This window comes from Bradyrhizobium sp. USDA 3364, from assembly GCF_054056355.1.
Genome location: NZ_JBSRYG010000002.1, coordinates 1,168,699 through 1,194,505, shown reverse-complemented (window position 1 = coordinate 1,194,505; position 25,807 = coordinate 1,168,699). Strand labels below are relative to the sequence as shown.

22 protein-coding genes and 1 pseudogene are annotated in these 25,807 nt (G+C 58.3%); 15 read left to right on the top strand and 8 right to left on the bottom strand.

The window, feature by feature from the left end:
• Positions 1-187 precede the first annotated feature (187 nt).
• The 7 genes and pseudogenes from ACVILL_RS05660 to ACVILL_RS05630 all read right to left on the bottom strand — a co-directional run bounded on the left by ACVILL_RS05660 (position 188) and on the right by ACVILL_RS05630 (position 5,634).
• The gene (locus ACVILL_RS05660; protein WP_456728196.1) at positions 188-454 is read right to left on the bottom strand and encodes a hypothetical protein; all 267 of its coding nucleotides are present in this window, start codon (positions 452-454) and stop codon (positions 188-190) included.
• Between the two features lie 21 nt (positions 455-475).
• The gene (locus ACVILL_RS05655; RefSeq protein WP_456728195.1) at positions 476-1,030 is read right to left on the bottom strand and encodes a YfbU family protein; all 555 of its coding nucleotides are present in this window, start codon (positions 1,028-1,030) and stop codon (positions 476-478) included.
• A gap of 118 nt (positions 1,031-1,148) precedes the next feature.
• A complete protein-coding gene (locus tag ACVILL_RS05650; RefSeq protein WP_456728194.1) occupies positions 1,149-2,060 on the bottom strand; it encodes a tyrosine-type recombinase/integrase in 912 nt (303 codons plus the stop codon).
• Positions 2,042-2,245: pseudogene (locus tag ACVILL_RS05645) on the bottom strand (Arm DNA-binding domain-containing protein); the annotation flags it as partial. The pseudogene ACVILL_RS05645 and the gene ACVILL_RS05650, both read right to left, overlap by 19 nt.
• Positions 2,246-3,185: 940 nt before the next feature.
• Positions 3,186-3,770, bottom strand: a complete 585-nt coding sequence (locus ACVILL_RS05640) for an anthranilate synthase component II (RefSeq protein WP_456728193.1) — start codon at positions 3,768-3,770, stop codon at positions 3,186-3,188.
• Positions 3,767-5,161: an aminodeoxychorismate synthase component I gene (pabB, locus tag ACVILL_RS05635; RefSeq protein WP_456728192.1), complete on the bottom strand. Its 1,395-nt coding sequence runs from the start codon at positions 5,159-5,161 to the stop codon at positions 3,767-3,769. Before pabB ends, ACVILL_RS05640 begins: the two co-directional genes overlap by 4 nt.
• A gap of 116 nt (positions 5,162-5,277) precedes the next feature.
• Entirely contained in the window at positions 5,278-5,634 is a 357-nt protein-coding gene (locus ACVILL_RS05630) for a Dabb family protein (protein ID WP_456728191.1), read from the bottom strand.
• 792 nt (positions 5,635-6,426) lie between these two features.
• Between ACVILL_RS05630 and panD the strand changes: the two genes are divergently transcribed.
• The 5 genes from panD (at position 6,427) to ACVILL_RS05605 (ending at position 13,958) form a co-directional block, all read left to right on the top strand.
• The gene (gene panD, locus ACVILL_RS05625; protein ID WP_456728190.1) at positions 6,427-6,780 is read left to right on the top strand and encodes an aspartate 1-decarboxylase; all 354 of its coding nucleotides are present in this window, start codon (positions 6,427-6,429) and stop codon (positions 6,778-6,780) included.
• Positions 6,781-7,583: 803 nt separating this feature from the next.
• Entirely contained in the window at positions 7,584-8,219 is a 636-nt protein-coding gene (locus ACVILL_RS05620) for a dethiobiotin synthase (protein WP_456728189.1), read from the top strand.
• 257 nt (positions 8,220-8,476) lie between these two features.
• The gene (locus tag ACVILL_RS05615; protein WP_456728188.1) at positions 8,477-9,946 is read left to right on the top strand and encodes a hypothetical protein; all 1,470 of its coding nucleotides are present in this window, start codon (positions 8,477-8,479) and stop codon (positions 9,944-9,946) included.
• 2 nt (positions 9,947-9,948) lie between these two features.
• Complete coding sequence (locus ACVILL_RS05610) at positions 9,949-11,151, top strand: DUF2235 domain-containing protein (RefSeq protein ID WP_456728187.1); 1,203 nt, start codon at positions 9,949-9,951, stop codon at positions 11,149-11,151.
• A gap of 1,601 nt (positions 11,152-12,752) precedes the next feature.
• Entirely contained in the window at positions 12,753-13,958 is a 1,206-nt protein-coding gene (locus ACVILL_RS05605) for a CapA family protein (protein ID WP_456728186.1), read from the top strand.
• 482 nt (positions 13,959-14,440) lie between these two features.
• Here the strand turns inward: ACVILL_RS05605 and ACVILL_RS05600 are convergent, their stop codons facing one another.
• Entirely contained in the window at positions 14,441-16,123 is a 1,683-nt protein-coding gene (locus ACVILL_RS05600; RefSeq protein WP_456728185.1) for an AMP-binding protein, read from the bottom strand.
• A 510-nt stretch (positions 16,124-16,633) separates the two neighbouring features.
• Here ACVILL_RS05600 and ACVILL_RS05595 point away from each other — a divergent pair.
• The 10 genes from ACVILL_RS05595 to ACVILL_RS05550 all read left to right on the top strand — a co-directional run bounded on the left by ACVILL_RS05595 (position 16,634) and on the right by ACVILL_RS05550 (position 25,774).
• Complete coding sequence (locus ACVILL_RS05595; protein ID WP_456728184.1) at positions 16,634-17,515, top strand: N-formylglutamate amidohydrolase; 882 nt, start codon at positions 16,634-16,636, stop codon at positions 17,513-17,515.
• Positions 17,502-18,164 carry an isochorismatase family cysteine hydrolase gene (locus ACVILL_RS05590; protein ID WP_456728183.1) on the top strand — a complete coding sequence of 221 codons (663 nt, stop codon included), beginning with the start codon at positions 17,502-17,504 and terminating at the stop codon, positions 18,162-18,164. Before ACVILL_RS05595 ends, ACVILL_RS05590 begins: the two co-directional genes overlap by 14 nt.
• Before the next feature lie 130 nt (positions 18,165-18,294).
• The gene (locus tag ACVILL_RS05585; RefSeq protein WP_456728182.1) at positions 18,295-19,167 is read left to right on the top strand and encodes an ABC transporter substrate-binding protein; all 873 of its coding nucleotides are present in this window, start codon (positions 18,295-18,297) and stop codon (positions 19,165-19,167) included.
• A 115-nt stretch (positions 19,168-19,282) separates the two neighbouring features.
• A complete protein-coding gene (locus ACVILL_RS05580) occupies positions 19,283-19,537 on the top strand; it encodes a hypothetical protein (RefSeq protein WP_456728181.1) in 255 nt (84 codons plus the stop codon).
• Between the two features lie 121 nt (positions 19,538-19,658).
• The gene (locus ACVILL_RS05575; protein WP_456728180.1) at positions 19,659-20,975 is read left to right on the top strand and encodes a M20 family metallopeptidase; all 1,317 of its coding nucleotides are present in this window, start codon (positions 19,659-19,661) and stop codon (positions 20,973-20,975) included.
• A gap of 46 nt (positions 20,976-21,021) precedes the next feature.
• Positions 21,022-22,257, top strand: a complete 1,236-nt coding sequence (locus ACVILL_RS05570; protein WP_456728179.1) for an ABC transporter substrate-binding protein — start codon at positions 21,022-21,024, stop codon at positions 22,255-22,257.
• Positions 22,258-22,327: 70 nt separating this feature from the next.
• Complete coding sequence (locus tag ACVILL_RS05565; protein ID WP_456728178.1) at positions 22,328-23,083, top strand: ABC transporter ATP-binding protein; 756 nt, start codon at positions 22,328-22,330, stop codon at positions 23,081-23,083.
• Positions 23,080-23,811: an ABC transporter ATP-binding protein gene (locus tag ACVILL_RS05560; protein ID WP_456728177.1), complete on the top strand. Its 732-nt coding sequence runs from the start codon at positions 23,080-23,082 to the stop codon at positions 23,809-23,811. Before ACVILL_RS05565 ends, ACVILL_RS05560 begins: the two co-directional genes overlap by 4 nt.
• On the top strand, positions 23,808-24,692 hold the full coding sequence (locus ACVILL_RS05555) for a branched-chain amino acid ABC transporter permease (RefSeq protein WP_456728176.1): 885 nt from the start codon (positions 23,808-23,810) through the stop codon (positions 24,690-24,692). The genes ACVILL_RS05560 and ACVILL_RS05555 overlap by 4 nt, the downstream gene beginning before the upstream one ends.
• A complete protein-coding gene (locus tag ACVILL_RS05550) occupies positions 24,692-25,774 on the top strand; it encodes a branched-chain amino acid ABC transporter permease (protein WP_456728175.1) in 1,083 nt (360 codons plus the stop codon). The genes ACVILL_RS05555 and ACVILL_RS05550 overlap by 1 nt, the downstream gene beginning before the upstream one ends.
• Positions 25,775-25,807 lie beyond the last annotated feature (33 nt).

The window sequence follows — 25,807 nt, the reverse complement described above, 5'->3', positions numbered from 1 at the left end:
CGGTAATATCGCGTTCATCTAGGAGCCAGTCCTGCTTCGCGATGGGCTCGGCCGAGCACAATTTCAATGCACCGAACGCAGATTAGTTCGCCGTCACCCGCCGGTGGCGCAAGAACCGCAAGCTCATGCGGCGCGAAGTCATCTTCACAGTGATGGTAGCGGACGTTTTTGTATCCGGTCGACCGCTTCACTTTCGATGCAGCCCATCAACATCGTCAGGTACATAGCTTCGCGCGTAATCGACTAGCGTCTTTAGGTCGCGACCGAGCTTCCATTCCCATCTATCGGGTGCATTCAAATAGCTCTCTCCTCCAAAATTCTTGCCGACAGCGCGGTCGAGAAGTTGGCTGGCGAAGGCGTCGATATTGTCAGCAAGCTCGGCGAAGTTGTGGTGTGGAGGCAACTTCGTATAGGCCCGTCCGAAACCGAATAGACCGTTGAAAAGGCCCTTCATGCTACCTCCACGCGCCAGCAACTAACATTGGCTAGGATGCCTTCGTGCGTTCAAGATTTCCGTAAGTTCGGCTAAATTGAGACTTCGATTGTGTAGGTTTGCGCGAATGGGCCCGAACACACTGTACATCCGCCTGTAAGATTCGACCGAATGGCTATGTGAGTTCAGGTCACCACGGCCTTTGAAGGAATCGAAGCGATGCCGCATATCGTTCAGCATGTAGTTTGCAATACGATAATGCGGTTCGTTGTTCCCGTCGAAGCCCGGGAATTTCACATGCGTTCCGAACGGCTCCGCATCTTTTGCTAGCTTCGTCTTTTCCGCCGGGGTCAGTGCTTCGTATCCTTCCTCCACGAAGCGCCACATGTCGAGAAAGTCGGTCGTTTCTCGCACCTCTGGCGGGTCTTCAGAACGCTCCCACGGTATGCCCGAAAGCTCCCAGTTGAAGCCCCAGAGCTTGTCTTTGCAGATCGTATTAGCGATGAATTCCGGGTCAAACTCACCCTTGATATTCATTGCCTTATACATGTCGGTCAGCATGAGCAGGATGAGCTTTTCGCCGTCAGTCAACTTCATGAGAGGGAAACTCCTTAATGTAGAGTGACGGTTTTTGCACAAGTTAGGCGTGTGGAGCAAGTTGGACGTTCGTCATGCCCGGAACGAGCATTTTGCGGCTGGCTCGGTCGCACTCGCGCTACCGACGTTCGGACGTGCAGTAAGCCGCCCAGTCGTCCATCAGCTTGCGGCGTTTCGCCAGCGCTGTTCGCCTTCGATACGCCGCTTCCGTATCGTCCCCGGTGGAGTGCGCTATTGCAGCCTCCGCGACTTCCCACGCGTGTGCCGTTTCGTCCCCAGCCCAATCTCGGAAGGTAGATCGCATTCCGTGGGTCGTGGCGTGTCGCTTGGTGTGGCGTGCAATGCAATGCGCTAACGCGGCATCCGAAACGGGCCTGAACGGCAACTGCGTCAGAGCCAGCGGCGTCAACGGCACGCTGTGTTCTCGTTCAGCCTTCATTCGACCGGCCGGGACGGTCCAAAGATCGGCCTTCACTTCCTTATCCCGGTCCATATAGCGGGCTTCACCGTAACGGCAGGCCGTCAAAATGATCCATCGCAACATGCGTGCCGAGTCGGACGCGTCCTCTGCCAACGACTTCCAAAACTGCGGCATTTCCTCGTAGGGCAGGGAGGGGTGATGTTTGACGTGCTTCTTTCGTTTCTGAGCAGGGAGCAGATGCTTGATGATTGCGAGCACTGCCGGATTGCTGCCCCTGGGGCGGAGTTTCTTAGCTTCAGCCGCATTCATTATCTGTTCGATTCTCCCACGGACGCGCGCCGCTGTTTCTCGCTTGGTCAGCCAAATGGGGCTCAGCACCTTGACCACGTCGTCCGTCGTGATGTCGGGGACCGATGTCGCCCCGATCACGGGGTAGACGTAAGTCTTCAGCGTGTTTTCCCATTGCTGAGCGTGCTTGGGGTTCTTCCATCCAGGCTTATGTGTCCCGACGAATTGCTCGGCGAAGAACTGAAAGGTTATCGCCTTCTGGGCCGCCGCCTTCACGGCGATCCGCTGGTCGTTCCTGTGCTCTATGGGATCGACATCCACTGGATCAGCCCGCGCGCTTCCTCGGCGGCCTGACGAGGGCTGGCGAGGCTTTCGCGCGCCTGCGCTAGCTGACTTCTGTCGGCCGATCCCAATCCCATGTAGCGGTCTTTGCCGGTCACAGGGGACCGAAACCGGAAGACCCAAGAGCAGCTCCCGCGCGGGTCCACGTCGAGGCGGAGACCGCCCCCGTCGCCGACTTGTCACCCGGCCGGGCCTTCATGACCTGGGATGCCGTTAGCGTCTCTCTGGCCATCGAAAAGTGTCCTCCAAAACCCGCGCTGCCCTCCACGTCAAAATCGTGAACACGGGCTGACTTAGGATGACACTTTTAGACATAAAGTACAGCAAGCCACTGACAATACAGTGCTTACGCTACAAAAAATGACGTGGGTGAACGGAGAAATACAAGCTGTTGGCGGAAGGGGTAGGATTCGAACCCACGGGCAACCGGTCAACTTCCATGTTCCGTGCTGCGATTCAGTTCACGATTAATGCGATCTTTAACCCGTCGGACTGCAAGAAGTTGCAGCCTCGTTCGGGTCTTGCCACTGATCCTCTTGCTATCGACCTCGAAACTGTAGCGCCACTCGCCGGGGTGCACTTCTCGAATGCTGAATTGGACACCTCTATGTTGCATGAATGCTTTCAACCACGATGACAGACGTTGCAGCTACAGCCGGCGTCGTCGAGCTGCAGATCGCTGTAGGAATTCCTCAATCATGAGAGCGCCGACTCGACATCGAAGAGGACCGCCGATCCGATTGGACCGGCGGCCAAGTCAAGGGAGGAAACGCCCTTAAGGGCAGCGGTAGCAACACTACCGCAAGGCACCGCCAATCTCTTGGCGGATCTCGAGTAAATATTCTTGCGATTACGCCAGAGGATAATCCGCCTGTTCATCAAACAAGGTGATGCGAAGAGGCTCCGCATTGGTGGTCTCAAGTAGTGCATTTGTAGCTGCGCTAAAAGAAAAAAGTTGGGTACGCGGCGTACAAATTAAGCTTTTTCGCGCTTTCGCTCCATCTACTGTTTTTCACGACGTGCATCGAGTTCGTCCATCAAATGCCGCAGCTCATCTTGTCTTCGGCACCCGATTTCTGGAGCTGCTAATAAAGGAGCTCTGGTTCACGCTCGAAAACTTTCCGCCAGGCGCAAGAAATTCATAAGTAGCAAATTACCGTGCTTGGTAAGTACGGACTCCGGGTGAAATTGTACCCCGTAGGTTGGTTGATGCCGATGCGCCAGGGCCATGATCTCACCTTCATCTGAACGAGCTGTCACCATGAGATCCGGCGCGTCTGCTGGACCAAGTTCGACGACCAGAGAATGGTAGCGCCCCACGTAAAGGGGGGACGGGAGTCCCTTGAACAATCCGCCCCTTTCGTGAGTTACATGGGAACCCCGACCGTGCATGGGGCGGCGTGCGCGGACCACGCATCCGCCGAACACGCTTCCAATGCATTGGTGCCCAAGACAGATGCCAAGCACGGGGATGCGCCCCGAAAGTTCGCGAACAACCGCAGTGGATATGCCGGCCTCGATTGGTGTGCAGGGACCGGGAGATATGACGATTGCTCGTGGCTGAAGTTTAACGAGATCGGTAACGTTGATCGTGTCGTTCCGGACGACTTTCGTCTCCGCGCCAAGCTTGCGAAAATAGCGTGCAATATTGAACACGAAGGAATCGTAATTGTCGATGATGAAGATCAAAATGCACCGGCCGGATCGGCACCAAAAGCGCCGAAGAGACTCTGCGCCTTGGCAAGCGTTTCCTCGTATTCGGCTTCAGGATTGGACATTGCCGTTATTCCACCCCCCGCATGAAACAGGGCTTGGTCATCATTGATCATCACTGTGCGGATAGCAACGTTGGTGTCCATGTGTCCGCTGAATCCGATGAAGCCGATCGAGCCGCAATAGACCTCTCGGGCCACTTTCTCGATGTCCGCAATGATTTCCATGGCTCGTACCTTTGGAGCACCGGTCACGGATCCGCCAGGAAAGCAGGCGCGAAGCAGACTGACAGCATCTTGCCTTGCTGCAAGTGCGCCCGTGAGGACCGAGACGAGGTGGTGCACTGAGGCATAGGATTCGAGGTCGCACAGTGTTGAAACGTCAACCGAATCGTCTGTGCAAACGCGTGACAGATCGTTGCGCAGCAGATCGACGATCATGATGTTCTCGGCGCGATCCTTCTCGGACGCAAGCAGGATTTCGGCCCGGCGCCGATCTTCTGCGTGATCCGCGGAACGCGCGATTGTTCCCTTGATAGGACGCGTTTCGACCTGTCGCCCGTCAAGTTTCAGAAATCGCTCAGGAGAGCTCGATGCAATCGTCAGCCTGTCGTAGCGCAGGAGGGCTGCAAACGGTGCAGGGTTCACTGACCGCAGCTGATAATAGAAGGTGAGGGGATCAAACAGGGGCGACACTTTGGCGCTGAAGCATTGCGCGATGTTCGCCTGGAATATATCCCCGGCCAGAATCAACTCTCTGACGTGCCGGACCGCCGCTATGAAGCCTTCCCGGCTGAAGTTCGAATGCCAAGCACCCGCCGTGGCAGGAATGATAATCCGCGGCAACCTTGGTCTGGCAAGCAGCGCGGCAAACTCGTCAGCCCGACGTCGCGCACGGTCGGCTCGCCGGGCGGGATCCTTCTCCGGCCATCCGGTCGAGACGATCCAGCACCTGTGGTCCCGATGATCGAAGCTGAGCACAACGTCATAGAAATGTAGAATCGATTGGGGCAATCCGAGACCGGGGATTGACGGCGCCGGCAGCCGCTCCAGCGTCCGATTCAGATCGTACGCAAGGAAGCCGGCAGCACCACCCTGGAACGGCGGGAGATCGGGGCGATGTGTTTCCCGATATCTGGCGAGAAGGTCGTGCAGGATTGCCCATGGATCTCCCGTAAGTGCCTGTCCATTCCAGCTTGCCTGTCCGCCGGAGACCAGATACGTGCTGAACGGCTCGCAGGTCAGATACGAGTAACGCCCGAGGAGCTCATCTTCTGCCGCGCTATCGAGAAAGGTAAGATGCGGGCGCTGCGCCAGGCATCGTAGCGCCTTGACAGGCTCAATCCACTGCAGCTCGCGAACGTGCATGAGGCTATCGGATGCCGAAGATCGGCGGGCTGTAAAGTCGGCTCCAATCGTAGTCCCGTCCTGAATAAGGGGCGTTCTCGTCCGACACGTACGAAGCCTCGAGGCTGATGATCAAGCTAACCGCGAACCGATCGATTGCGTCGAGCAACCTGGCTTACCCCTGCGGTTGCAGCGAAACGCACATCTGCTGAAAGCTCGTAATCAGCAGCAAACCGCAATTCCCGAAGTGGCCGGACGTTCCGGATTGCTTCTCGATACAGATCGTGCGTTTTGTACGCAGTGAGTTCCGTCGCGCTGTCGAACTCGCCATACACCACGATATCGATCTCATTGCCGAGCTGATCGCTCTTGCGGTTGTACGCGATCTCAAGCCGGCGCGCGTGCGGGATTGAGGTGAGAACCGACAGACCTTCGGCGATCTGGTCGATACCGGAATTATCCCTGGCTGTGAAGAAAACGATGTGACGGATCATGATAACTGCAAACGTGACGCCGCAACCTGGTCGCGTCTTACATCTGGATCAGGCCGAGCGCAATGCACGAATGACGTTGGCAGCAGGAATGCTGTCCGATGCTGTGCGACCATTCCTGCCTTGCAGCAGACGTTTGCAGAAGTTCTGCCTGAGCAGGATGCGGGAGTTGCCTGGCGCCCGACGCTCTGAACGTAGCGTACGAACAGGTGAACCCTGATCGGCGCAATGCTGTGGGCGTTTGTAAAACCAGGCCGATAATTGTGATCGCGTGCGATACACTGGTATGTGCCATGGTGAATACCAATCCGTGATGCGTCGTGTCTTTCGCGATCCCGGCTGACTGGCAGCCATGTCTTTGCGCAGGATGCCATCAGGATTTTATGAAAGGCGAGGCTGGCAACCTCTTCCGAATTGTCCGCTCTGCACGATCAACGCCAGTCGGACGTTCCGCACGGTCGCAGGTTCAGTTCCTGCACCGTATCGCGCAATGTGACCACTCCAGACTCACAGGTCTCGATTATATGATTCCAGAGGAAAAGCAGGACAGGTGATTGCGGCTGTTGGAGTGGTGGGGGCTCGCAGCGATCGATGTTTCGGCGCGGGGCGTTCATCGCCGGGACCTGGATTCAGACCCTGCCCGGCGCATCAATGCTGACTTGCTTTTGACCAGCAAAATCCCGTAAGCCGACCGCCACACGATTCCTGGGCCGGAACGGCATCAGGTCCGTAACCGTGCTCAAGCCAGACCAGAGCAGCAAGTGCACTGCGCACAGACTTCAGGACAGGAGATCCATGCAGGTTACTATGATGAAAGGAAAGATTCATCGCGCCTCGGTGACCCAGGCCGATCTGCACTACGAAGGCTCGATATCGATAGATCGTATATTGCTGAATGCGGCAGGATTCCTGATCAACGAACGCGTCGAAATCTACAATATCGAAACTGGAGCGCGGTTTGCCACCTACGTGATTGAGGCGCCGGAAGGATCCGGCACAATAGGCCTGAATGGAGCCGCTGCGCGGCTTGCGATGACAGGTGACAAGGTGATCATCGTTGCCTACGGCTCCTTCGAGGAGGCGGAAGCAATTACATTCAAGCCGCGCGTTGTGCTGGTTGATCGGGAAAACCGGATATTGCCGGCCTGAACGCGAAAAAGGTCGAGCCGTCGGTCTTCGCCGGTCAATGAGCCTCCTTTACGATGCTGCGGGACTTCAGAAAATAGCAATGGGGTCGATCTGGTCGTCCCGGGGTGGTCGACTGGTGTCGCGACCGTGTGCATTTTGGAACGACCGCACCCGCGGCCCAGACTCGGGCAGCGAAACGGGGCTGATTATGAATTGAGCGACCTTCCTGCTTCGGGGCTGAGAGACTTGTCCTTTGGCGGATCATCCTGATCGGCTGTGCGACGCGACCTGCCGGCATCCCCGTGGATGTTCGCGCGCGTAAGTCGATGATACGCAAATCGCTTCGTCCCGGTTGACCTATGTCTTTGGCAAGGAGCCGGACAAGCTGATTCAGTCACCAGGTCGTAAGGCTGCAGTTCGAAACGTACCGTTCTGCATCTATCGGGATACATCCCCCCAAACATGAACGCCATCGTCCGGTACGGACGGTATTTGCGCGCCGAAAACAATCTTGACCTGCCACAACGCATGAAACGCAACTCAGGGCAGCCGCGACCACTGCGCGGCAGACTCCTGTAGTCAACCGGTCAACCGTACAGCTGCTGCCCCGCATGAGGGAGTGAAGAAACATGTTCGGCGGCCTCTTGCTCGAATCGCCGGGAAGGTCGGGTATCCGTGCGCTATCGTCACAGGAGGCAATCGCCCCGGTGTTACGTCGCTTCACTCGGCGGGCATACGTTTGAGAACTCACGATTGCGTATCGTGAAGAATGAGGTGCGTACAATGCTGGATATTCTCGTCGACGGGACAAGAGTTCAGGCTCGATGAACCCGCAGCGGATTGTGGTGACAGGTACGGGCGGCGGCGTCGGAAAGACGGTTTTCTGCGCCGGGCTTGTTAATCTTCTGGGCGCGAAGTTCTGGAAGCCGGTTCAGGCCGGGCTCGAAGGAGAGACGGACACCGAGCGGGTCATTCGGCTTGGCGCTCTTCCATCCGGTCGTACGCTGCCCGAGCGTTACCGTCTGCAGGCGGCCGCTTCGCTCCACTGTTCGACAGAAACCGGCGAGGTTCGCATCGATACAGATTCGCTGGACGTGCCTGATACGGGAAGGCAGCCACTTGTGATTGAGGGGACCGGCGGATTGATGGAGCCCCTGAATAGCGGCTCGGTCTACATTGATATTCTCGAAAAATGGCGGCTCCCGGTCGTTCTCTGCGCCAGCTCGGCTCCGGGGACGATCAATTACTCACTGCTGTCCATAGACGCTCTTCGAAGACGTCATATCGACATTCTCGGCATAGCCTTCGTTGGCGAAAGGAACTCGGGTGCCGTGAGGGCAATATGCGAGATCGGTCGGGTGCGATGGTTGGGCCGACTGCCATGGATTGCTCCTCTTTCGGCAGATACGTTGCAAACCGCCTTCAGGGCCTCCTTCCGTCACGATGATTTCAGGCCATGACGCCCGGTATTGTCCATACCGTCGGCCGGTACCCGGCAGGTGACAGGCTTTGGCGAATGAGACTACACTTTTTCCACCTCCGGCGACTGACGCGAGACGGGAAGCTGGCTCCGCGCCGGATATTTCGTTCCGGCGTAGCTGTCGCTGCCCGCATCGGGGACGCTGATCGAACGGCCGGGACAACGGCACAGGTTGGCTTGCAAAGTGAATGCAACCATTGGTAAATGGCGATGATCCGGCCGCCGGGGGGGGGGGTAATGCTCAGATCGCTGTTCGTCGCCCTATGTACTGTTGCGCTGACGGGTGTCTCGCTGTGCCCGGCGACGAACGCGCAACAGCGCACGGCTGCGGTGAAGGGCCAGGTACTGGCGGACCAGAGTCCGGTGCCCGAGGCGCCGCGCGAGGATCTGACGGCCGGAAAGCCCGCAGCTGCGGGGGGCCCGGCAGTCGCCGCATCGGGTGATCCCCAGAAGCAATGCGTCAAGCCCGGCGAATTTGCCGTGGAGCTCCGCTCCGGCCGGAATCCGGTCGGCGCTCCCATCGTGCTCCCCACTAATTTCCTGCCGACAAACCAGCGTGTGGACATCGGTGTGCGTACGCCATTCGTCGATGGCATCCGATACTTTGCCGCAATCGACTACGGCGATCAGACCTATATCTTCAAGCGTCAGGACGCTGTCACGCGCCGCGCGACAGAGTCTGATCTGCTGGTGCAGAAGCATCTGCTCGAGCCTGATCAGACAATTGTTACGCTGAACATGGCCGATGATCTGGCCTGGTTCTGGAGCAGGGTCGATTTGTATCTCTACACGTGCAACAGTCCCGTCGGCCAGTCTCCCTGGCGAGTCTCGTCCGTGAGCGTCAGGCTTAGTCCGTACTGGCTCAGCCTCTTCTCGGTATTCGTCGAAATTCTCGTCCTTTACCTTTGGGTCGCATTTGCGCTTCGCAGGCGGGATCACACGTTCGGATCGTTTCTGCGTGGGTTGAATCCTGCCCGGGTCTCCGCAGGGCCGGACGGCAAAGGCAGTCTTTCGACGTTCCAGACACTTGCCTTCTCGCTGGCCGTCGCTGCCCTGATAACGCTGTTGCTGTTGCAGACTGGAACCCTCGTAGACCTCTCGGGCTCGATCCTTGCACTGCTCGGGATCAGCGGCATCGGAGCCACGATAGCCAAGGGTACGGACAGTCAGCGCAATATGCTGTCAGCTGACAATCGGGCTTGGCTTCTGAGACATGGGTGGATTCCCATGGCAAGGACTGTCGTTGACCCATCGAACGCAACATGGCGGGACTTCTTCACCACCGACGGCGTCTTTGACGTGTACCGCTACCAGAGTTTCATATTTGGTCTGGTCGTCATGGGCGGTCTGGTCGCCGCAGGCGTCAGTCAGTTGTCGACGTTCACCGTTCCGAATACGATTCTTGGCATCGTCGGTCTCAGCCAGGCTGTCTACATTGGCGGCAAGCTCGTGACGCCCACCAACATCTCCGAGCTCAACGCCGCCATCGCGGGCCTTCGCTCTGACGAACAAAAACTCAAGGCCGCGGTAGTCGCAAAAAAGCCGGGCCACGTGCCAAGCCTCGCTGAAGCCATTCCGCTGATCGGCCAGGATGCATACGAGGCGTTCCGGCAGAAGGCGAGGGATGTTGCCGCGATCTTCACGGATGCGACCGGCATCGTCATTGCGGATTCGTTGCTCGAACCGCTCGTGACCCTGGGAGACTGAACTTGGCGAAGAACATCCTGCTGTTCGCTGACGGGACGGGAAACGAAGGTGGTCTGCTGCCAGACGAGAGCCGGACCAATGTCTATAAACTCTACCGGGCCACGCGGACCGGCCCCGACTCGATCATCGATCCCGGGAAGCAGTTGGCACTCTATGTCCCGGGGATAGGGACCCCGGCGCCAGGATATGAGAGCCGCTGGCGCCGGCTCAAGGAAACGGTCCAGCAGATGTTCGGCTTCGGTATCACCAGAAAGATCATTGATTGCTACACGGCGATTATCGGCGTGTGGGAGCCCGGAGATCGCATCTATCTCTTCGGCTTCAGCCGGGGTGCCTACACCGCCAGGTGCCTTGCCCATGTACTGGAGCTCTGCGGCATTCCAAGGACGGAGCGTAGTGGTGAATCCATCAGCCTTGATCCTAAATCGTTGCGACGGATCGCCAGAGAGGCCGTTGCCTGTATCTATTGGCTCGGAATGCCACGCAAGGGAACGGATGCGGACCGGCGAGCGGAGCAGTTCCGGTCGGCATACAAATCGGAAGCCGGACGCGCCGTCGGTGCTTCCGTTTATTTCATCGGGATATGGGATGCAGTTGCGGCGATCGGCTGGCAGCGCATCTTTCCCGAATGGACTTACGACCGGCATTTCCCCTCCGACGTTCAGTACGCACGGCATCTGCAATCGATTGACGAAGGTCGGAAGGACTTCAAGCGCGTGCCATGGGGAGGCAGCGGGACGGTCACGTGGCCCGACAGGCAGGGCGAGCCCGAGCAATTCGACCAGATCTGGTTCGCCGGCAATCACGCCGATATAGGCGGAAGCTATCCGGAAAATGAGTCGCGCCTGTCGGACATCACACTCGCCTGGATGGTGGAATTCATTACCGAAAAAATCCCGGAACCCGGCTGTGTCCTCGTCGACAGAAACCTTCTGCGGCTCTATCCGTCAGCCGACGGAATGATGCATGATGAATGCATGGTCGGAATGGGTGGAACGGCGCTGCATTGGTCCAGGACCGCCCGTGAAGTCCCGGACACAGCGCAACTTCATGACACGGTCTATGAGCGCCTTGCCATGAAATCCGTACGCAACTATATGAGCTTCGGCCCGTACAGACCAGTCGCCCTGCAGAAACATCTCAAGGCCAGAAAATATTTCGAGGATGTGAGCTGCGAGGAAAGCTCCGCTGGAGCATCACCGTAGGATCTGTTCCGATCGGGCTGCGCGAGCGATCGAAGCGCCGGCTGGGATCGCCTCATGGACGCGCAGCGGACGACCAGGCTCCCCATGCGCAGATTGGCCTTGTGTCTGCTTTTTTCCCGGTCAATCGTGGCAGGAAGATCTGCTTTCAAGGCTCAAGGAAAGCGTCGTTACGACCGGGCAGGCAAGCAGATGGCGCATTGGCCTGTCGCCATCCGGCGTGGCTACACTTTGGCGAGGCGGAGTCAGCTTGAGTGACGCCCCGCGCGAAACTATACCGGCAACAAACGCGCCTGGTGCCCAGACCAGAAGACCCCAGCGAAGTTGGTGAGGGCAGAGCACCCTCGTCGTCGCACGGTCTCTGATGTTCGTGAATCTCCGGCTCGCCTTGCGCTGGCTCATAGAGCCGGGATTTTGTCACCCTCCTCAGCCGGGCTGGCCCTGTCTGCTATTGTTCGGGTTGTCCGAGTGCTCCTTGGATTGCTGGCGCGGCAGCGGCATCATTCGGGATCGGGAGTCGTCGGCCAGTTGCTCCTCTTCCTGGCTGTCATCCGGACGCCGGCGCCGCCTCTCCGTAGCGCCAACGACTGCGAGAGCCTTCGACGAACCTGCCGCTCCACTCCGAAATCACCAGTTGGTTGCGGTCGAGGTGGCGAAAAATTAGGGGCCCGGGCGAGGGAGAAACGCTGAGGCAGAGCAACAACCGGCCTCCTGATTCGAGCTCGAGATTCGCCGCTGCACCTCTGGATACCGGAATGACCGAGGCGAGCCTGATCTGGCCTCTTGTGGAGTAGTCGGGGATCGTCCGGGTAACCTGCGTTCATATCCTGCCGCTGATCGAAAATCGATCTGCGTCGCCTGTCGTCCGGGAGCGGCCCGGGTGCAGTCCAGCATGGGCGGCAGCAGCGCAACGTCCTTTCATGACAATCTGCAAATGGTGGCTGTCGCCGGCCAGTTGGTTTTCCCTTCGGGAAATCAAACTCATCTGTGTCCCCATGAGCGTAAGGCTCGGGAAGGATGGATAGGTGACCGGAAGGCGTCGCGTAACTGGCAGTCGACGGAGGCTCGCCGAGGCGTCAGCTACCGATGTTGGCAGTTTCAAAGTGCGAGCCTCCATCTACTTTGAATGCATCAAGATCTGGAGCCAAACAGTTCCGGGAAGAGGAAGGAGTTCTATGTCCGCTACCGGTGACAGGTGTTGTCAAACGACGGACCCGCGAGCACTTGGCATCGCCGGAATCGATGGCACGGCAGATTGTCAAATCCATCCGGCGGTCGGCTATGACGCGTCAGAGGCACTGGTTGAGGAGCGCATCAAATACCAACCGGGAAAATCCCGATGGGGACGCGGTCATCGGTTGAATTCGTCGGGAGTGTTCTGCCAGCGCGAATAATCCAGTCACCGACCGCGGCTGTTTAGCCCGCCAGGATCACAAAACGCCTTCCTCTCCAGTCGAGACACATCTGTTATGCCGCGTCACCTTCCCGCAAGTCCTGCCGAGGTTTTCCGTGCTTCTGTCCGGACGCGCGCAGCCGTACAATGCGCGACATGGTTACGTCTCTGGAATCGTCCGCTTCGGGATGTCGCAACCGATCTGGAAGAAATGAAATTCGCCGATATGGCGTACTGGTTCTATAAAAGCGCAAGGCCGATCATAAAATCAGAAAGGAACGTGCCTGAAATCCTGTTTCTAAACGACAGATCCGTTGTGAAGTTGCCGGATGAGTTCAGGAGCGATACGTCGGTGACGCTGAGCGCTGCGGGTGATTTGATTCAAGCAGATGGCCTCGAATCCTCCAGGGATTTCCTTTTTGAGAATGTTGCTTCTGCCCTCTTTGATGCCGACATTTCATTTGCGAACTATGAATCGCCTGTAGCAGATGAGGAGGTTGTAAGAAGAGCCATAGGTGACGGACGAACGGCGATGATGTGTTGCTCATTCGCTCAATATTCCGCGTTGACCGGGCATCGGGGCAGGCATTTTACCGTTCTCAACGCTGCCAACAATCACATACTGGACCTGGGAATAGAGGGTCTTGAAGCTACCCGGAGAGCGATGGCACAAACCGGGATCATTGACATCGGTGCCCCCCGTCACCCCCGGGAATTCGGGCGGGCGAACATTCTTGTCAAGAATCAAGTCACGATCGGGTTCGTATCGGCGACATTTGGACTCAATGCTCATCAGCTCCCCGGGAACGAAATGTTTCGGGTGCACACGGCCAGACTCCTCTCCAGGTATGTCCCGACGGACCTGACGTTGCTCAAAATGCAAATCGAGGATTGCAAGAAGCAAGGTTGTGATTTCACTATTGCATCAATTCATTGGGGCTACGAGTTCGAGTTTTTTCCACGTTACAGACAAATCGAGGCCGCTCATTCGTTGATCGAGGAGGGAGTGGACCTGATCCTGGGGCATCACCCTCACGTTATTCAGCCACTTGAATATTACCGGACGAAGAGGGATCCACACCGGATTGGTGTGATCGCCTACTCTTTGGGCAGCTTGACGTGGGGATGGTATACCGCGCCGCATCTCGTCTTGAGTATGATCTTGAATATTCAATTGTCGAAGGGCAGCAGAAATGGCGCCCGGAGCACATATGTCGAAAGCATCAAGCCCATCCCGGTATTTCGCAGCATTTCCTGTCAGGGCAAAGAAACGCTGATGCGCATTGAACGGCTGGAAGATCATTTGGATGAATGTACATCTTCTCCTTCAGCGGCACGGATCGACCAGATGAAAGAGTACGTTGATCTGGTTTCTCGAAGCCGGATGAAGTCTCTCTCATTGAGCTGCTTTGGCTAGGCGATACTCGACTGCCTGATCAATCTACCTGCGCGGGCGATCACCAGGCCGAAGCGTCGCTGACGCGCACAGACGCGACAACTGCCGCGGATTTTGCTTCGCGCAAAGCTTCGAAGCGCCGAAGATAGATTCGTTGCTCGTTTGGCCAACAAATGGGCCCTGCAGGCCGATCGTATCACCTATGAGCTTTTCGAGTTTGTACCACATTGAATTCCAGGATCTGGCGCGGGACCTCCCTCCGGAGCCTGCCGAAGAGCGAATTTCTCGCCTCCTTTCTGCAGGTAAGAGGCGCCAACAACGAGCTGGCGCAGCGTTTCGGAGTCCTCCTCGACCAGTGCTCAGGCAATTCGTGCCGGGCTCAGGCCGGGATGTTGCCATGACGCCGGCTGTCGAGCAGGGCGCCGTTGCGACGGAAAATGTTTCGGGTCCCGGGTGTCGGGTCCGGACTCGCCTGGTCGCGGCAAACGAATGCTTCTGCGTTGTCATCCACTCGCCGCGACGTGCTCTGCTGCAGCTTCATCCTGGGCCATCTTGCGCAGGGCACCACGAATAATCTTGCCCGTTGTTGTCAGGGGAAGCTCATCAATGAAGCGTACAACACGCGGATATTCATGCGCCGCCAGGCGTGATTTGACGAATTTTGCAATGTCGTCAGCCAATGCATCCGATCCGACATATCCGTCCTTGAGTACGACATATGCGGCAACGACCGCCCCTCGCAGCGGATCCGGCCTAGCTACCACGCCGGCTAAGCGGACAGCCTCGTGCGCAAGCAGGCAATCCTCGACTTCTGAAGGCCCGATCCTGTAGCCGGCGGAGCCAATTACATCGTCATCGCGCCCCACAAAGCGAAGCCGGCCATCAGCATCGCGTATCCCCAGGTCGCCCGTGAGAAGCCATTTCCCATCCGGCCCGTCCGCGAACTTTTCGCGGGTCGCTTCGGGATTTTGCCAATAGCCGAGGAACATCACGGGGTCGGGGGACAAGATCGCAAGCGCGCCTTCCCTCCCGTCAGGCTGACGAATGCCGGTCGCAGCATCGATTACATCGACAACGTGGCCAGGCACAGGCCGGCCCATTTTTTCCGGCAAGGGGGACTCCAGCGCTGCACAAGAAGAAACCACCATGTTGCACTCGGTCTGGCCGTAGAACTCGTTGATCGCCACCCCAAGCGTGGCACGCCCCCATTCAATCAATTCTGCACCAAGCGGTTCGCCGCCGCTTGCCACCGAGCGAAGGCGCACTTCAGGCGTCGGGGTCCCGGGCAGGAGCTTCATCATTTTCAAAGCGGTGGGAGGCAAAAAGGCGTTACGTATCCGGCAGCTTCTGATCAGGTCGAAAGCCGCCTCTGCGGTGAATTTGGTAAACCGACAGGCGACAACCGGTATGCCATGATGAAGCGCCGGCATGAGCACATCGAGCAGACCGCCAATCCATGCCCAGTCCGCAGGAGTCCAGAAACGATCTCCGTCCCGGGGGAGAAACTCGTGACTCATTTCGACGCCCGGAAGATGTCCCAGCAGAACCCTGTGGGCATGAAGGGCGCCTTTGGGGTTTCCTGTGGTGCCTGACGTGTAGATCAGAATTGCCGGATCATCCGCGCGTGTCGACACAGGTTCGAACACATCTGATTCTGCCGCGCAAAGTGCAGCCAGGCAGCTAGCCGGTCCGATCGCGCCATCGACGCAGATGATCAGCTTCAATGCGGGCAGCTGTTGAAGAAGAGGTCTTATTCGCTCGACGCCCGGGACGTCTGTCACGATTGCCCGTGCGCCGGAATCTGCCAGACGGTGCAGAAGGGCATCGGGTCCAAACAGGGTAGATAGCGGGATCGAGATGCACGCGAGTTTTGCGAGCGCAACATGCGCAACTGCTGTCTCGAAGCGCTGAGGGAGCATAACGCCAACCCGATCGCCCATCTCTCCGGCACGCCGGCCGATGCCGCGCGCGCTCAAGGCGTTGGCCAGCCGGTTGGAGAATGCCTTCAGCTGGGCGAAGCTGTATTCGCGAGTGGATTTTCCAGGCTCCACGTCAATGATCGCCAGTCGACCGGGTTCTTTATCGGCCCACCTGTCGCATATATCTGCACCGATATTGTAGTAGTCGGGGATATTCCACCGAAACCCGGTTCGAACCTCGTCGAACGTTTTGCCTTTTTTCAGCATTACCTGTCCTCAGTTGCACGTTTGAGAAGGTCGCCATCCCTGAACCTGAGCTCCGGGCGATATGCATCCTCCGGCTAACTTGTGCTCTTCGTCGTGTTTTCGACGACGGCTTCATTGTCCCGGCGTCTGTCACGAAAAGTCCGACCGCTGACTGCGCGCGCATCGCGCCTGGTTCCTGCAAGCCTGCTGAGGCAGGCTGCGGCGCAACGGGAGGGCAGGAATGAGCATTTGCGAGCCACTTGTGCGCGTCTGATTTACAGCAAAGTCTTCCTGACGCTGGCAGCACCGGGCTGGCAGGCGCTGCTCGCGATCTGCCTCTCCATTTGATCGAACGTCCGCAACCATCCAGCAAAAGCTTGAACAGCTCCGCTGCCCCGTCGCCGGGCTGGATGGCGCAGCGCGCCGTGTCGTGTCCTGCCGTGTCACGCAACCCAACCTGAGCAAATCCGGATCGGAAAAAGTCGAGTTCCGGCAATAGCCTTATGAAAAAAATATGTCAAACGAAAGAAAATGTTTGACTTTGATATTAGAATTTCGTTTTCTCGGGTAATCCAGTGTGGCGACGGATGCCATGCACCAACTTCGGGTGACGTGTTGCAGTACTCAGGAACATTGCCGGGTGTGCTCTCGTCGTCGGACCCGCGCCCGGTTGAGCTGGTCAACGCCGACGGACGTGCTGACTTCGTGGTGGTTTGCGAGCACGCGGGGACCGCTGTTCCGCGACGGCTCGCGAACCTTGGTCTGCCCGCGATCGAAACTCTTGGGCACATTGCCTGCGATATCGGCGCCGAAGGTGTGGCGCGTCGCCTTGCGGATCAGCTCGATGCCCCACTTTTCCTGCAGCGCTACAGCCGGCTTGTCATCGACTGCAATCGTCCCTTCAGCGCACCCGACTGTATCCCGGAGGTGAGCGACGGGACAGTCGTTCCGGGCAATTTACAGCTCGCGGAGTACCGGCGCCGGCAGCGCTATGCGGAGATCCACGAGCCCTTCCATCGGGAAGTGGCGCTCTTTCTGGATCGTCGCGCGTCGGCAGGTTCGCCGGCAGTGCTGGTCGCGGTGCACAGCTTTACACCGCGGCTGGCAGGAGGACCGAGGCGGCCATGGCAACTCGGTGTGCTCTCCAACCGCGACCGCAGCTTTGCCGGGCGTTTTCTGGACTCGTTTCAGGAGCGCAATCCAGCGACAATCTGTGCGCACAACGAGCCCTATGTGGTCGACGATCAGGGCGACTACACGATCCCGGTGCACGGGGAGGCGCGCGGCCTGCCGCACCTGTTGCTTGAAATTCGTAACGATTTGATCGGCGTTCCCGAGGGGCAGCACAGATGGGCGAGCTTGATCGCCGATGGGCTGACCGATGCGCGAGAGAAAAGGCATGTCAACGACTGATTTCCCCCCCACACGCGAGGTGCCGCTCAATCCGAAGCAGTCGGCGCTGCTGTTCATCGACGTGCAGAATTTCTGCGTGCGACGTGATGGCGGCGAGTTTAGGAATGTCCCGGACGCCGAGATTGCCGGCAGGTACCGCTACTATTTCGATCGATTGAAGAACCTTGCCATCCCCAATATGCAGCGGTTGCAGGGGGCGTTTCGTGCCGCAGGCATAGAAGTACTTTACACGACGATCGAGAGTCTCACCAGGGACGGCCGCGATCGCAGCCTCGATTACAAGATCACCGGCTTCAACGTCCCGAAGGGCTCATGGGACGGGAAGGTTATCGACGAGATTGCGCCCGCCGCCGACGAAATCGTGCTGCCGAAATCGTCCTCGAGTGTCTTTGTGTCCACCCACATCGATTACCTGCTGCGCAATCTCGGGGTCAGGCAGCTGGTGCTGGCCGGGCTGGTTACCGACCAGTGCGTGGAATCGGCGGTGCGTGACGCCTGCGATCTCGGCTACCTCGTGACGCTCGTCCCGGATGCCTGCGCTACCTACAGCCAGGACCGCCACGACAACACCTTGCGGGCGATCAAGGGGTATTGCCGGCAGGTCGACACAGAGGTGCTGCTCGACGAGATCGGAACGCGCCCGGGATAGGTCAGGTCATGAGGGCGAGTTAATCGCCAGTCCTTGCGGCTGAAGTCGGTCGCCTGGACCGATCGTGGTGGCGGCGATCATCGCCCCCCGCTGAGGGATGTTCGGTGCCTGCAATCAAGGAGAGGGGAGTATGACGATGACCATGAAATTTTCCGGCCTCTGGATGAGCCTGGGGTTCGCCGCTCTGATCGCGACCAACCCTGTCCAGGCCGCCGACAAGATCAGCAAGATCGGTGTGATTGCGCCGCTCGCCGGCGGCACCGCTGCCGACGGCAACGAAATGGTGGATGGTGCAAGGCTCGCCGTCGACGAAATCAATGCGGCGGGCGGCGTTGCCGGTTACAAGCTTCAGGTCGTTGTGGGAGACACGCAGAACATGTCGGTGGAGGCGGTTACCAGCGCCGTCCAGCGCCTGACCAGTGACCCTGACCTGAATGCCGTCATCACCGGCTATGCCGACTACAGCAATTTCGAGATCGAATTGATGGCCGAGCAAGATATGCCGTATCTGCTCTACGCCAGCACCGACTCGACGCGCGCGATCATTGCACCCCATCCGGACAAGTTCCCGACCGTCTGGTCGTTGAATGCTTCCTATGACGCCTACAAGACGGCAATGATTCCGGTGCTGCATAGCCTGGAAAAGAGCGGCAAGCTGAAGCTGCAGAACAGGAAAGTGGCTCTGATCTCCACCGACAATCCCTACTCGAAGACGATCATGAATGGATTGAAAAAGAGCTTCGAGGAAGACGGCTGGACGGTCACATCTGCTGACCTTCTGCCGACCGGGGAGGTCAGCGACTGGCGGACGTTTCTTGTCAAGGTCCGCCAGGACAACCCGGCAGTCGTCATAAATACCGACCCCCCGGGCCGACAATGCAGCAAAGTTTCTGACCCAGTTTCTCGAGCAGCCGACCAACAGCCTGGTATTTATCCAGTACGCGCCGCACATTCCGGAATTCCTCAAGCTGACGGGCGAGAAGGCAACGGGCGTCATCTATAATCTCATCGGCGGAACGCTGCCGAAAAACCCGCGCACGACTGAGATCAATACTAAGTTTCAAGCTAAGTTCGGCTACGAGCCGGGCTCAAGCGGACCGGCGGTCTACGAGGAGGTTATGCTTTACGCCGACGCATTGAAGAAGGTCGGCGACCCGAAAAAGCGTCTCGCCATCGGAAAAGCCATCGGTGAAACCAGCAAGCTGACAGCGCAGGGCAGGCTTTCTTTCGATCCGAAAACTCATCTTGCCGTCCAGAGCGACGACGGTTTTCCGATCCAGTTCTACCAGGTTTGGGACGGCAAGCGGGTCCTGTTTTCTCCGCAGCAGCACGCGGACGGCGAATTCCGCATGCCGCCCTGGATGAAGCAATAAGTATTGCAGCGACGCGGCGTTATCGCCTCACGCTCAGACATGCTGATCCATGAGACTGGCGGCCGCGCGTTGGCTGCCATGGCCAAGCGATATCTTGCTGGAAATAAGGGAGGGGTTCCAAATGGGTAATCTAGACGCTGCAGTAAAGGCCGCCTGGAACGCGATCGATCGCGAGCGGAGTTACACGACTGAGCTCACCCAAAGGCTGGTCCGAATACCCTCGGTCAATCCGAAGTTCGTCAATGATCCGAGCCAGAACCGCGAGAGCGCGGTCCAAGACCTGGTTAAATCGGAACTCACGTCACTTGGTATGTCGATTGACCGGTGGGACGTCTTTCCGGACCGGCCGAACGTCATCGGTCAGCTCTCTGGCTCAGAAGAGCGCAGCCTGCTGTTGTGCGGGCATATCGATGTGGTGCCGGTCGGCGAGGTCGGCACCTGGACGGTCGACCCCTTCGGGGGTGAGATCAAGGGTGGCAAGCTTTACGGGCGTGGTGCCATCGACATGAAGAGCGGCGTCGCAGCTGCCATTGCTGCCATCCGCGGCATCAGGGCGGCAGGTATCGAACTTGAGGGACGTGTTGCCCTCCATTCGGTGGTCGACGAAGAAGCTGGCGGTTTTGGTGCGATAGACGCTGTCAAGCGAGGCTATCTCGCCAAGGCGGCGATCATCACCGAACTAACGATGGGCGATATCCAGGTCTGCGAAGGCGGTCTGGAATGGATACGCATCACCATCACCGGTCGGCAAGGCCATTCGGCGTGGCGCTACAACGAGATTTGGCCGCAGCGTGATGCACCTGATCGGCTGCGGCCAGCCGTGAATGCGATCGATATTGCAACCCGTTTTCTGGAAGCGCTCAGGAATTTCGAATATTCGAGGTGCCGCATGCGTCAACACCCACTGCTGCCGCCCGGTATGAATACGATCAATGTCGGGGCAATGCGTGCTGGCGCGGGGCTTGGGCCGGACGGGTTGCCGCTCATCATGACCAATCCCGCCATCATTCCGGATGTGGCGGTTATCGACCTCGACTACAAATTCCTGCCCCACCAGACCAAGGAAGAGATCCGGTCTGAGTTCGAAGCGTTCGTCCATCATTTCTGCCAGCAGGATCTTTGGTTGCAGAAGAACCCGATCAAGGTGCAATGGGAGCTCGGTGGCCTCCATTTCCCGCCTATGGATACCGCGCCAGATCATCCGCTTGTGCAGTCGCTTTTGCAGCGTCGAACCCAGTTGGGCGGCAAGCCCAAGATCTCCGGAATGATTGCCGTCGTCGACGCGGCGCACTACGCCGGCGCGGGAGTTGATGCCGTGATCTGCGGTGCAACCGGCGATGGTTTCCACGGCGCCGACGAGTATGTGGATATCGCCTCGTTGGAGGAAACAACCAAAACCCTGGCCGCCGGAATCATCGATTGGTGCGGAATCAAATGATTGCTCGCAAATGAGTAACAAACGCTGTGAAAGAGGGATTGCTACAATGAGGCTTTCTAGTCTTTTGACCTGTCTGGTTGTTGCTGCGCTCGCCGCGGCAGCGCCTGCCCACTCTGCTGATAGAATTGCCAAGATCGGTATTCTCGCGCCGCTGACCGGAAACTCGGCCGCGGATGGAAACGAAATGATCGACGGCGCCAAGCTCGCCGTTGACGAAATCAATGCAGCCGGCGGGGTGGCTGGTTACAAGCTGCAGGTGGTCGTAGGCGACACCCAGAACCAGTCCGCCGATGCCGTGACTAGCGCGATCGAACGCTTGGCGGGTGACCATGACCTGAACGCCATCCTCACCGGCTATGCCAGCGGCAGCAATTTTGAAATCGAGATCATGGCCGAGCAGGATATGCCGTACCTGATCTGGGCGAATTCGGCTCAGACACGGGACATCATCGCGCCTCATCCGGACAAGTTCCCGACTGTCTGGTCAATGGCTCCGTCCCTGGATGAGTACAATACGGCCATGGTCCCGGTTGTTAAGGGCCTTCTTGCAGATGGCAAGCTCAGGCTGCGCAATACGAAGGTGGCCCTGATCTCTTCGGACAATCCCTATTCGAAGACCATCATGAACGGGCTCAAGAAGAGCTTCGAGGGCGCGGGCTGGACCGTGACATCGGCAGACCTTCTGCCGTTCGGTGAGATCGACAACTGGCGAACATTCCTGGCCAAGGTCCGCCAGGATAATCCAGCCGTCATCATCAATACCGACTATCAGCCGGGCAACGCGGGCAAATTCCTGACCCAGTTCCTCGAGCAACCGACGGACAGCCTGGTCTTCATCCAGTATGCGCCTTCGGTTCCCGAATTTTTGAAGTTGACGGGCAAGCAGGCCACGGGCGTCGTCTATAACCTGCTGGGCGGCACGCTCAACACGCCTGCGAACCCGCGGGCTGCCGAGGTGATCAAGAAATATCGGGACAAATACGGCCACGAACCAGGCACGTACGGGCCGGCACTCTACGAGGAGGTCATGGTCTATGCCGATGCCCTGGCGAAGGTGGGGGACCCGACCAAGAGGAGCGCGATCGGCAAGGCTATTGGCGAGAGCCGGAAGCAGATCGTGAGCGGGAAGCTCTCCTTTGATGCGAAAACGCATCTCGCCAACCAAGGTGATGACTCAATTCCCATCCAGTTCTTCCAGATCTGGGACGGCAAGCGGGTTCTGTTTTACCCGAAGCAGTATGCAGACGGAGAGTTCCGCATGCCTCCGTGGATGCAGCAATAGCGCTTCGGCGTGCGGCCACGCGGCAATGGCACGTGGCCGCTTCTTCCACTGCGAGCCGGGAGATGAGACGATGGTAGAACCAAATGACGATAAGCCGCTGCTCGAGATGCGCCAGGTAACCCGGCGCTTCGGTGCACTGCTCGCGCTTGACAATGTGTCGTTCTCGGTTCGAAAGAGCGAGATCTTCGGCATCGCCGGTCCCAACGGTAGCGGCAAGAGCACGCTCTTCAATGTCATCACCGGGATTCCGTTTCCGCCGAGCGAGGGTGAGATACTGCTTGCTGGCAAGCCGATCCATCGGCTGCCCCCGCATCAGATCAGCCGAGCGGGTGTCCTTCGAACATTCCAAAAGGACGCGGAGTTTGCGACGCTGAGCGCGCGCGAGAACGTTTATGCAAGCGCCATCTATTGCGGCAGGATGACATCGACTGAGGCGAAAGAAGCCGCTGACCGGGCGCTCGATGACGTGTCACTCACGGCTGAACGCCGGGCCAAAGCTGCCTCGGACCTTTCGGTCTTTGAGCGGAAGCAGTTGATGATCGCTTCCGCAATCGCGGGCCGGCCCAAGGTGCTTCTCCTCGATGAGCCTGCCGCCGGTCTCACCAAGCCGGAAGTCACGGGGCTCTCCGATCTCATATTTGCTGTTCACCGACGCGGCATAACGGTTGTTCTCATTGAACACGTCCTGCCGCTTCTCTTGAACGTGTCCGAACGTCTGATGATTCTCAATCACGGTGCCATCATCGCCTCAGGAAGTCCGGCAGAGGTCGTACGTAATCCGGAGGTCGTCGAAGCCTATCTCGGGAAACGGGAGGCCAGGCTTTGAGCAACAATACGAACGCCCTCGAAATCGCCGGGTTGCGCGCCGGTTACGATGCTTCCGACGTGCTACTCGGCATGAGCTTTCATGTCGGACGGACGGAGCGCGTCGGGCTCTTTGGACCCAACGGGCACGGCAAGACGACGCTTCTCAACACGATTTCGCGGGTGATCCGCCCGCGAGCGGGAGATGTCCGCTTCATGGGCGAGCCGATCAATCAGCTCGCGCCCCAGAAGATCGTGGCACGCGGCTTGATTCACGTGCCTCAGGCCAATCGCCTCTTTCCCGACATGCAGATCATGGAGACCCTCGAGCTTGCGGCGTTCACGCCGCGCGCGCGGGAGGAGCTGAAGACAAATCTCGATTATGTGCTCAACCTGTTTCCCCGGCTTGCCGAGCGCCGTCGGCAGCAATGCAAGACGCTGTCAGGGGGCGAGCGTCAGATGTTGTCGATCGGCGCAGGGCTCATGTGCGCGCCTCGCATGCTGATGCTGGATGAGCCAACGCTTGGGCTGTCTCCGAAGCTCAAGGACGAGCTTGCTGAGGCAATCTCGGAAATCTCGTCGCGCGGCATTCCGCTTCTTCTCGTCGAACAGGATATCGCATTCATCCTCTCCTTGGTCGACCGTATGTACCTCGTCGACCACGGCGAGATCGGCCGGGAAATCAACCGGAGCGGAGAACTCGACCATCAGGAAATCATGGACATGTATTTCGGGTCGGAGAACGCATGATCACGAGTGACATCCTTAGCGCCATTCTCGTCAGCGGCATCGTGCTCGGCTCCGGCTATGCCTTGATGGCGAGCGGACTTTCCCTGGTATGGACGACACTTGGCATCTTCAATTTCGCTCACGGGGTGCTGATGACGCTCGGCGCCTATTTCGCATGGACCGTGTCGGATGCGGCCGGGCTCAATTTCGGGCTGGGTCTGGCAATCGCCGTTTCAGCAGCGATCATGATCGGTGTGGGCATTCTGATCGAGCGGGTCATTGTTCGGCCGTTCTACGATCATCGCGATATCCTGCTCGTCACCGTCATGACAACCCTTGCCGCCATGATATTCATGCAGAAGGGGATCCAGCTCATCTGGGGGGCAAGGCTCAAGCAATTGGCTCCGATCGCGACGGGCAATGTTCAAATCTGGCAAACGACGATTTCCGCACAGGAGGCGCTCATCATAGTCGTGGCGCCCTTGTTGCTTGGAGCGCTTTGGCTTTTCCTCGATCGTTCGCGGATAGGACGCGGAATACGGGCGGTTGGCCAGAACCGGGATGCCGCCAAGTTGATCGGCATCGACGTCTCCAGGCTTTTTATCATTACGTTCGCCCTCTCGGCGGTCCTTGCCGGGCTTACGGGCGTTCTTCTCGGCTCGATTCGTCTGCTCACTCCGGAATTCGGCTCCGAGCCGCTCGTCAGGGCATTGATCATCGTGATCTTCGGCGGGCTCGGCTCGGTGGGAGGGACGGTTGTCGCCGCCTATCTGATGGGCCTCCTTGAGGCGGCCCTCGTGTTTTTCGTAGGCATCTACTGGGCCCCCTCAATGATCTTTCTCCTGCTCATCCTCGTGCTGCTCGTCCGGCCCCAGGGGCTGCTCGGAAAGGTGGTGCGTTGATGATGGCCCTCCACGATGGCAAGCTTCGCAACGGCAAGGTATGGCTGATTGGCGTCCTGCTTATCGCCGGGCTCCTTGTGCCGATCTTCGTCCAGGACAGCTATCTGCGGCATCTTTTCATCATCTCCTTTGTGTACGGGATTGTCGCAGCGAGCTGGGACCTCAGTCTTGGCTATGCTGGCATCTTCAATTTTGCCCATGTCGCCTTTTTTGGCGTGGGCGTTTACGCGACAGGACTGAGCGCAAAGCTTCTCGGGATTGATCCGTGGGTTGCGATGCTCATCGGCGGGTTCGCCGCTTCTGCTGCTGCTGTCATCGTCGCTCTGCCCGTCGTACGCCTTCAGGGCGTCTATGTGGTGCTGGTCACGTTTGCTTTCAGCCAGCTCGTGATGCAACTTGTGATCAATCAGTCAAATCTCACCGGCGGAACTCAAGGCATGGTACGCGTGCCGACGATATGGTTGCCGGGCTACAATTTCCTGCGCGACTACAAGCTCGGCTACTACTATGTCGCCTTTGGGCTGCTTGTCACCACGACCGTTTGTTTGCGCTGGCTGGTGCGCTCCGATTTCGGCCTCTCGATCAAAGCTCTGCGCGACAACGAGGATTACGCCGTCTCGCGCGGCATCCCGATCGCATTGCAACGCCTGAAGGCGCTTGTGGCAAGTGCGTTCTTCACGGGGGTTGCGGGCGGCTTTTACGTGATCTATCTGCGCGTTGCCTCGCCGGAGGTCTTCGACTTCTCGACCGTGTCGCTCATCTTGAGCATGGTGCTTGTCGGGGGCACGTCCAGCATCTACGGGCCGCTGTTTGCTGCGCTCTTCCTGACCTTCATCTCGGAAGGGCTCGCAGGCATTAACAACTTCGCCGAAGGTCGCTTCATGCTGGTTGCTCTGGCGATGATCGTCGTCCTCCTGTTCTTTCCAAAGGGGCTGGCCTCCGCACTGCCGGCAAGTCTTGCAAGGAACGCGAACCAAAAGCGATCGCGAGAGCCTGTGACGGCTTCGGCGGATCAGGTGCTGATGACTTCGACCGACAAGGAGAACGAGGTTGAAACTGCCAGTCAATCTGCGGTCCGTTGAGCGACCGTAGTCTCATTCGGTGCAGGGCGAGGG

Bases quoted from the DNA above. Each gene is read 5' to 3' on its own strand.
- ACVILL_RS05580 (WP_456728181.1), top strand. From the start codon at position 19,283: ATGCTTTACGCCGACGCATTGAAGAAGGTCGGCGACCCGAAAAAGCGT.
- ACVILL_RS05585 (WP_456728182.1), top strand. From the start codon at position 18,295: ATGACGATGACCATGAAATTTTCCGGCCTCTGGATGAGCCTGGGGTTC.
- ACVILL_RS05555 (WP_456728176.1), top strand. From the start codon at position 23,808: ATGATCACGAGTGACATCCTTAGCGCCATTCTCGTCAGCGGCATCGTG.
- ACVILL_RS05550 (WP_456728175.1), top strand. From the start codon at position 24,692: ATGATGGCCCTCCACGATGGCAAGCTTCGCAACGGCAAGGTATGGCTG.
- ACVILL_RS05655 (WP_456728195.1), bottom strand. From the start codon at position 1,030: ATGAAGTTGACTGACGGCGAAAAGCTCATCCTGCTCATGCTGACCGAC.
- ACVILL_RS05660 (WP_456728196.1), bottom strand. From the start codon at position 454: ATGAAGGGCCTTTTCAACGGTCTATTCGGTTTCGGACGGGCCTATACG.
- ACVILL_RS05605 (WP_456728186.1), top strand. From the start codon at position 12,753: ATGAAATTCGCCGATATGGCGTACTGGTTCTATAAAAGCGCAAGGCCG.
- ACVILL_RS05595 (WP_456728184.1), top strand. From the start codon at position 16,634: ATGTTTGACTTTGATATTAGAATTTCGTTTTCTCGGGTAATCCAGTGT.
- ACVILL_RS05565 (WP_456728178.1), top strand. From the start codon at position 22,328: ATGGTAGAACCAAATGACGATAAGCCGCTGCTCGAGATGCGCCAGGTA.
- panD (WP_456728190.1), top strand. From the start codon at position 6,427: ATGCAGGTTACTATGATGAAAGGAAAGATTCATCGCGCCTCGGTGACC.
- pabB (WP_456728192.1), bottom strand. From the start codon at position 5,161: ATGCACGTTCGCGAGCTGCAGTGGATTGAGCCTGTCAAGGCGCTACGA.
- ACVILL_RS05600 (WP_456728185.1), bottom strand. From the start codon at position 16,123: ATGCTGAAAAAAGGCAAAACGTTCGACGAGGTTCGAACCGGGTTTCGG.
- ACVILL_RS05570 (WP_456728179.1), top strand. From the start codon at position 21,022: ATGAGGCTTTCTAGTCTTTTGACCTGTCTGGTTGTTGCTGCGCTCGCC.
- ACVILL_RS05575 (WP_456728180.1), top strand. From the start codon at position 19,659: ATGGGTAATCTAGACGCTGCAGTAAAGGCCGCCTGGAACGCGATCGAT.
- ACVILL_RS05630 (WP_456728191.1), bottom strand. From the start codon at position 5,634: ATGATCCGTCACATCGTTTTCTTCACAGCCAGGGATAATTCCGGTATC.
- ACVILL_RS05615 (WP_456728188.1), top strand. From the start codon at position 8,477: ATGCTCAGATCGCTGTTCGTCGCCCTATGTACTGTTGCGCTGACGGGT.
- ACVILL_RS05590 (WP_456728183.1), top strand. From the start codon at position 17,502: ATGTCAACGACTGATTTCCCCCCCACACGCGAGGTGCCGCTCAATCCG.
- ACVILL_RS05620 (WP_456728189.1), top strand. From the start codon at position 7,584: ATGAACCCGCAGCGGATTGTGGTGACAGGTACGGGCGGCGGCGTCGGA.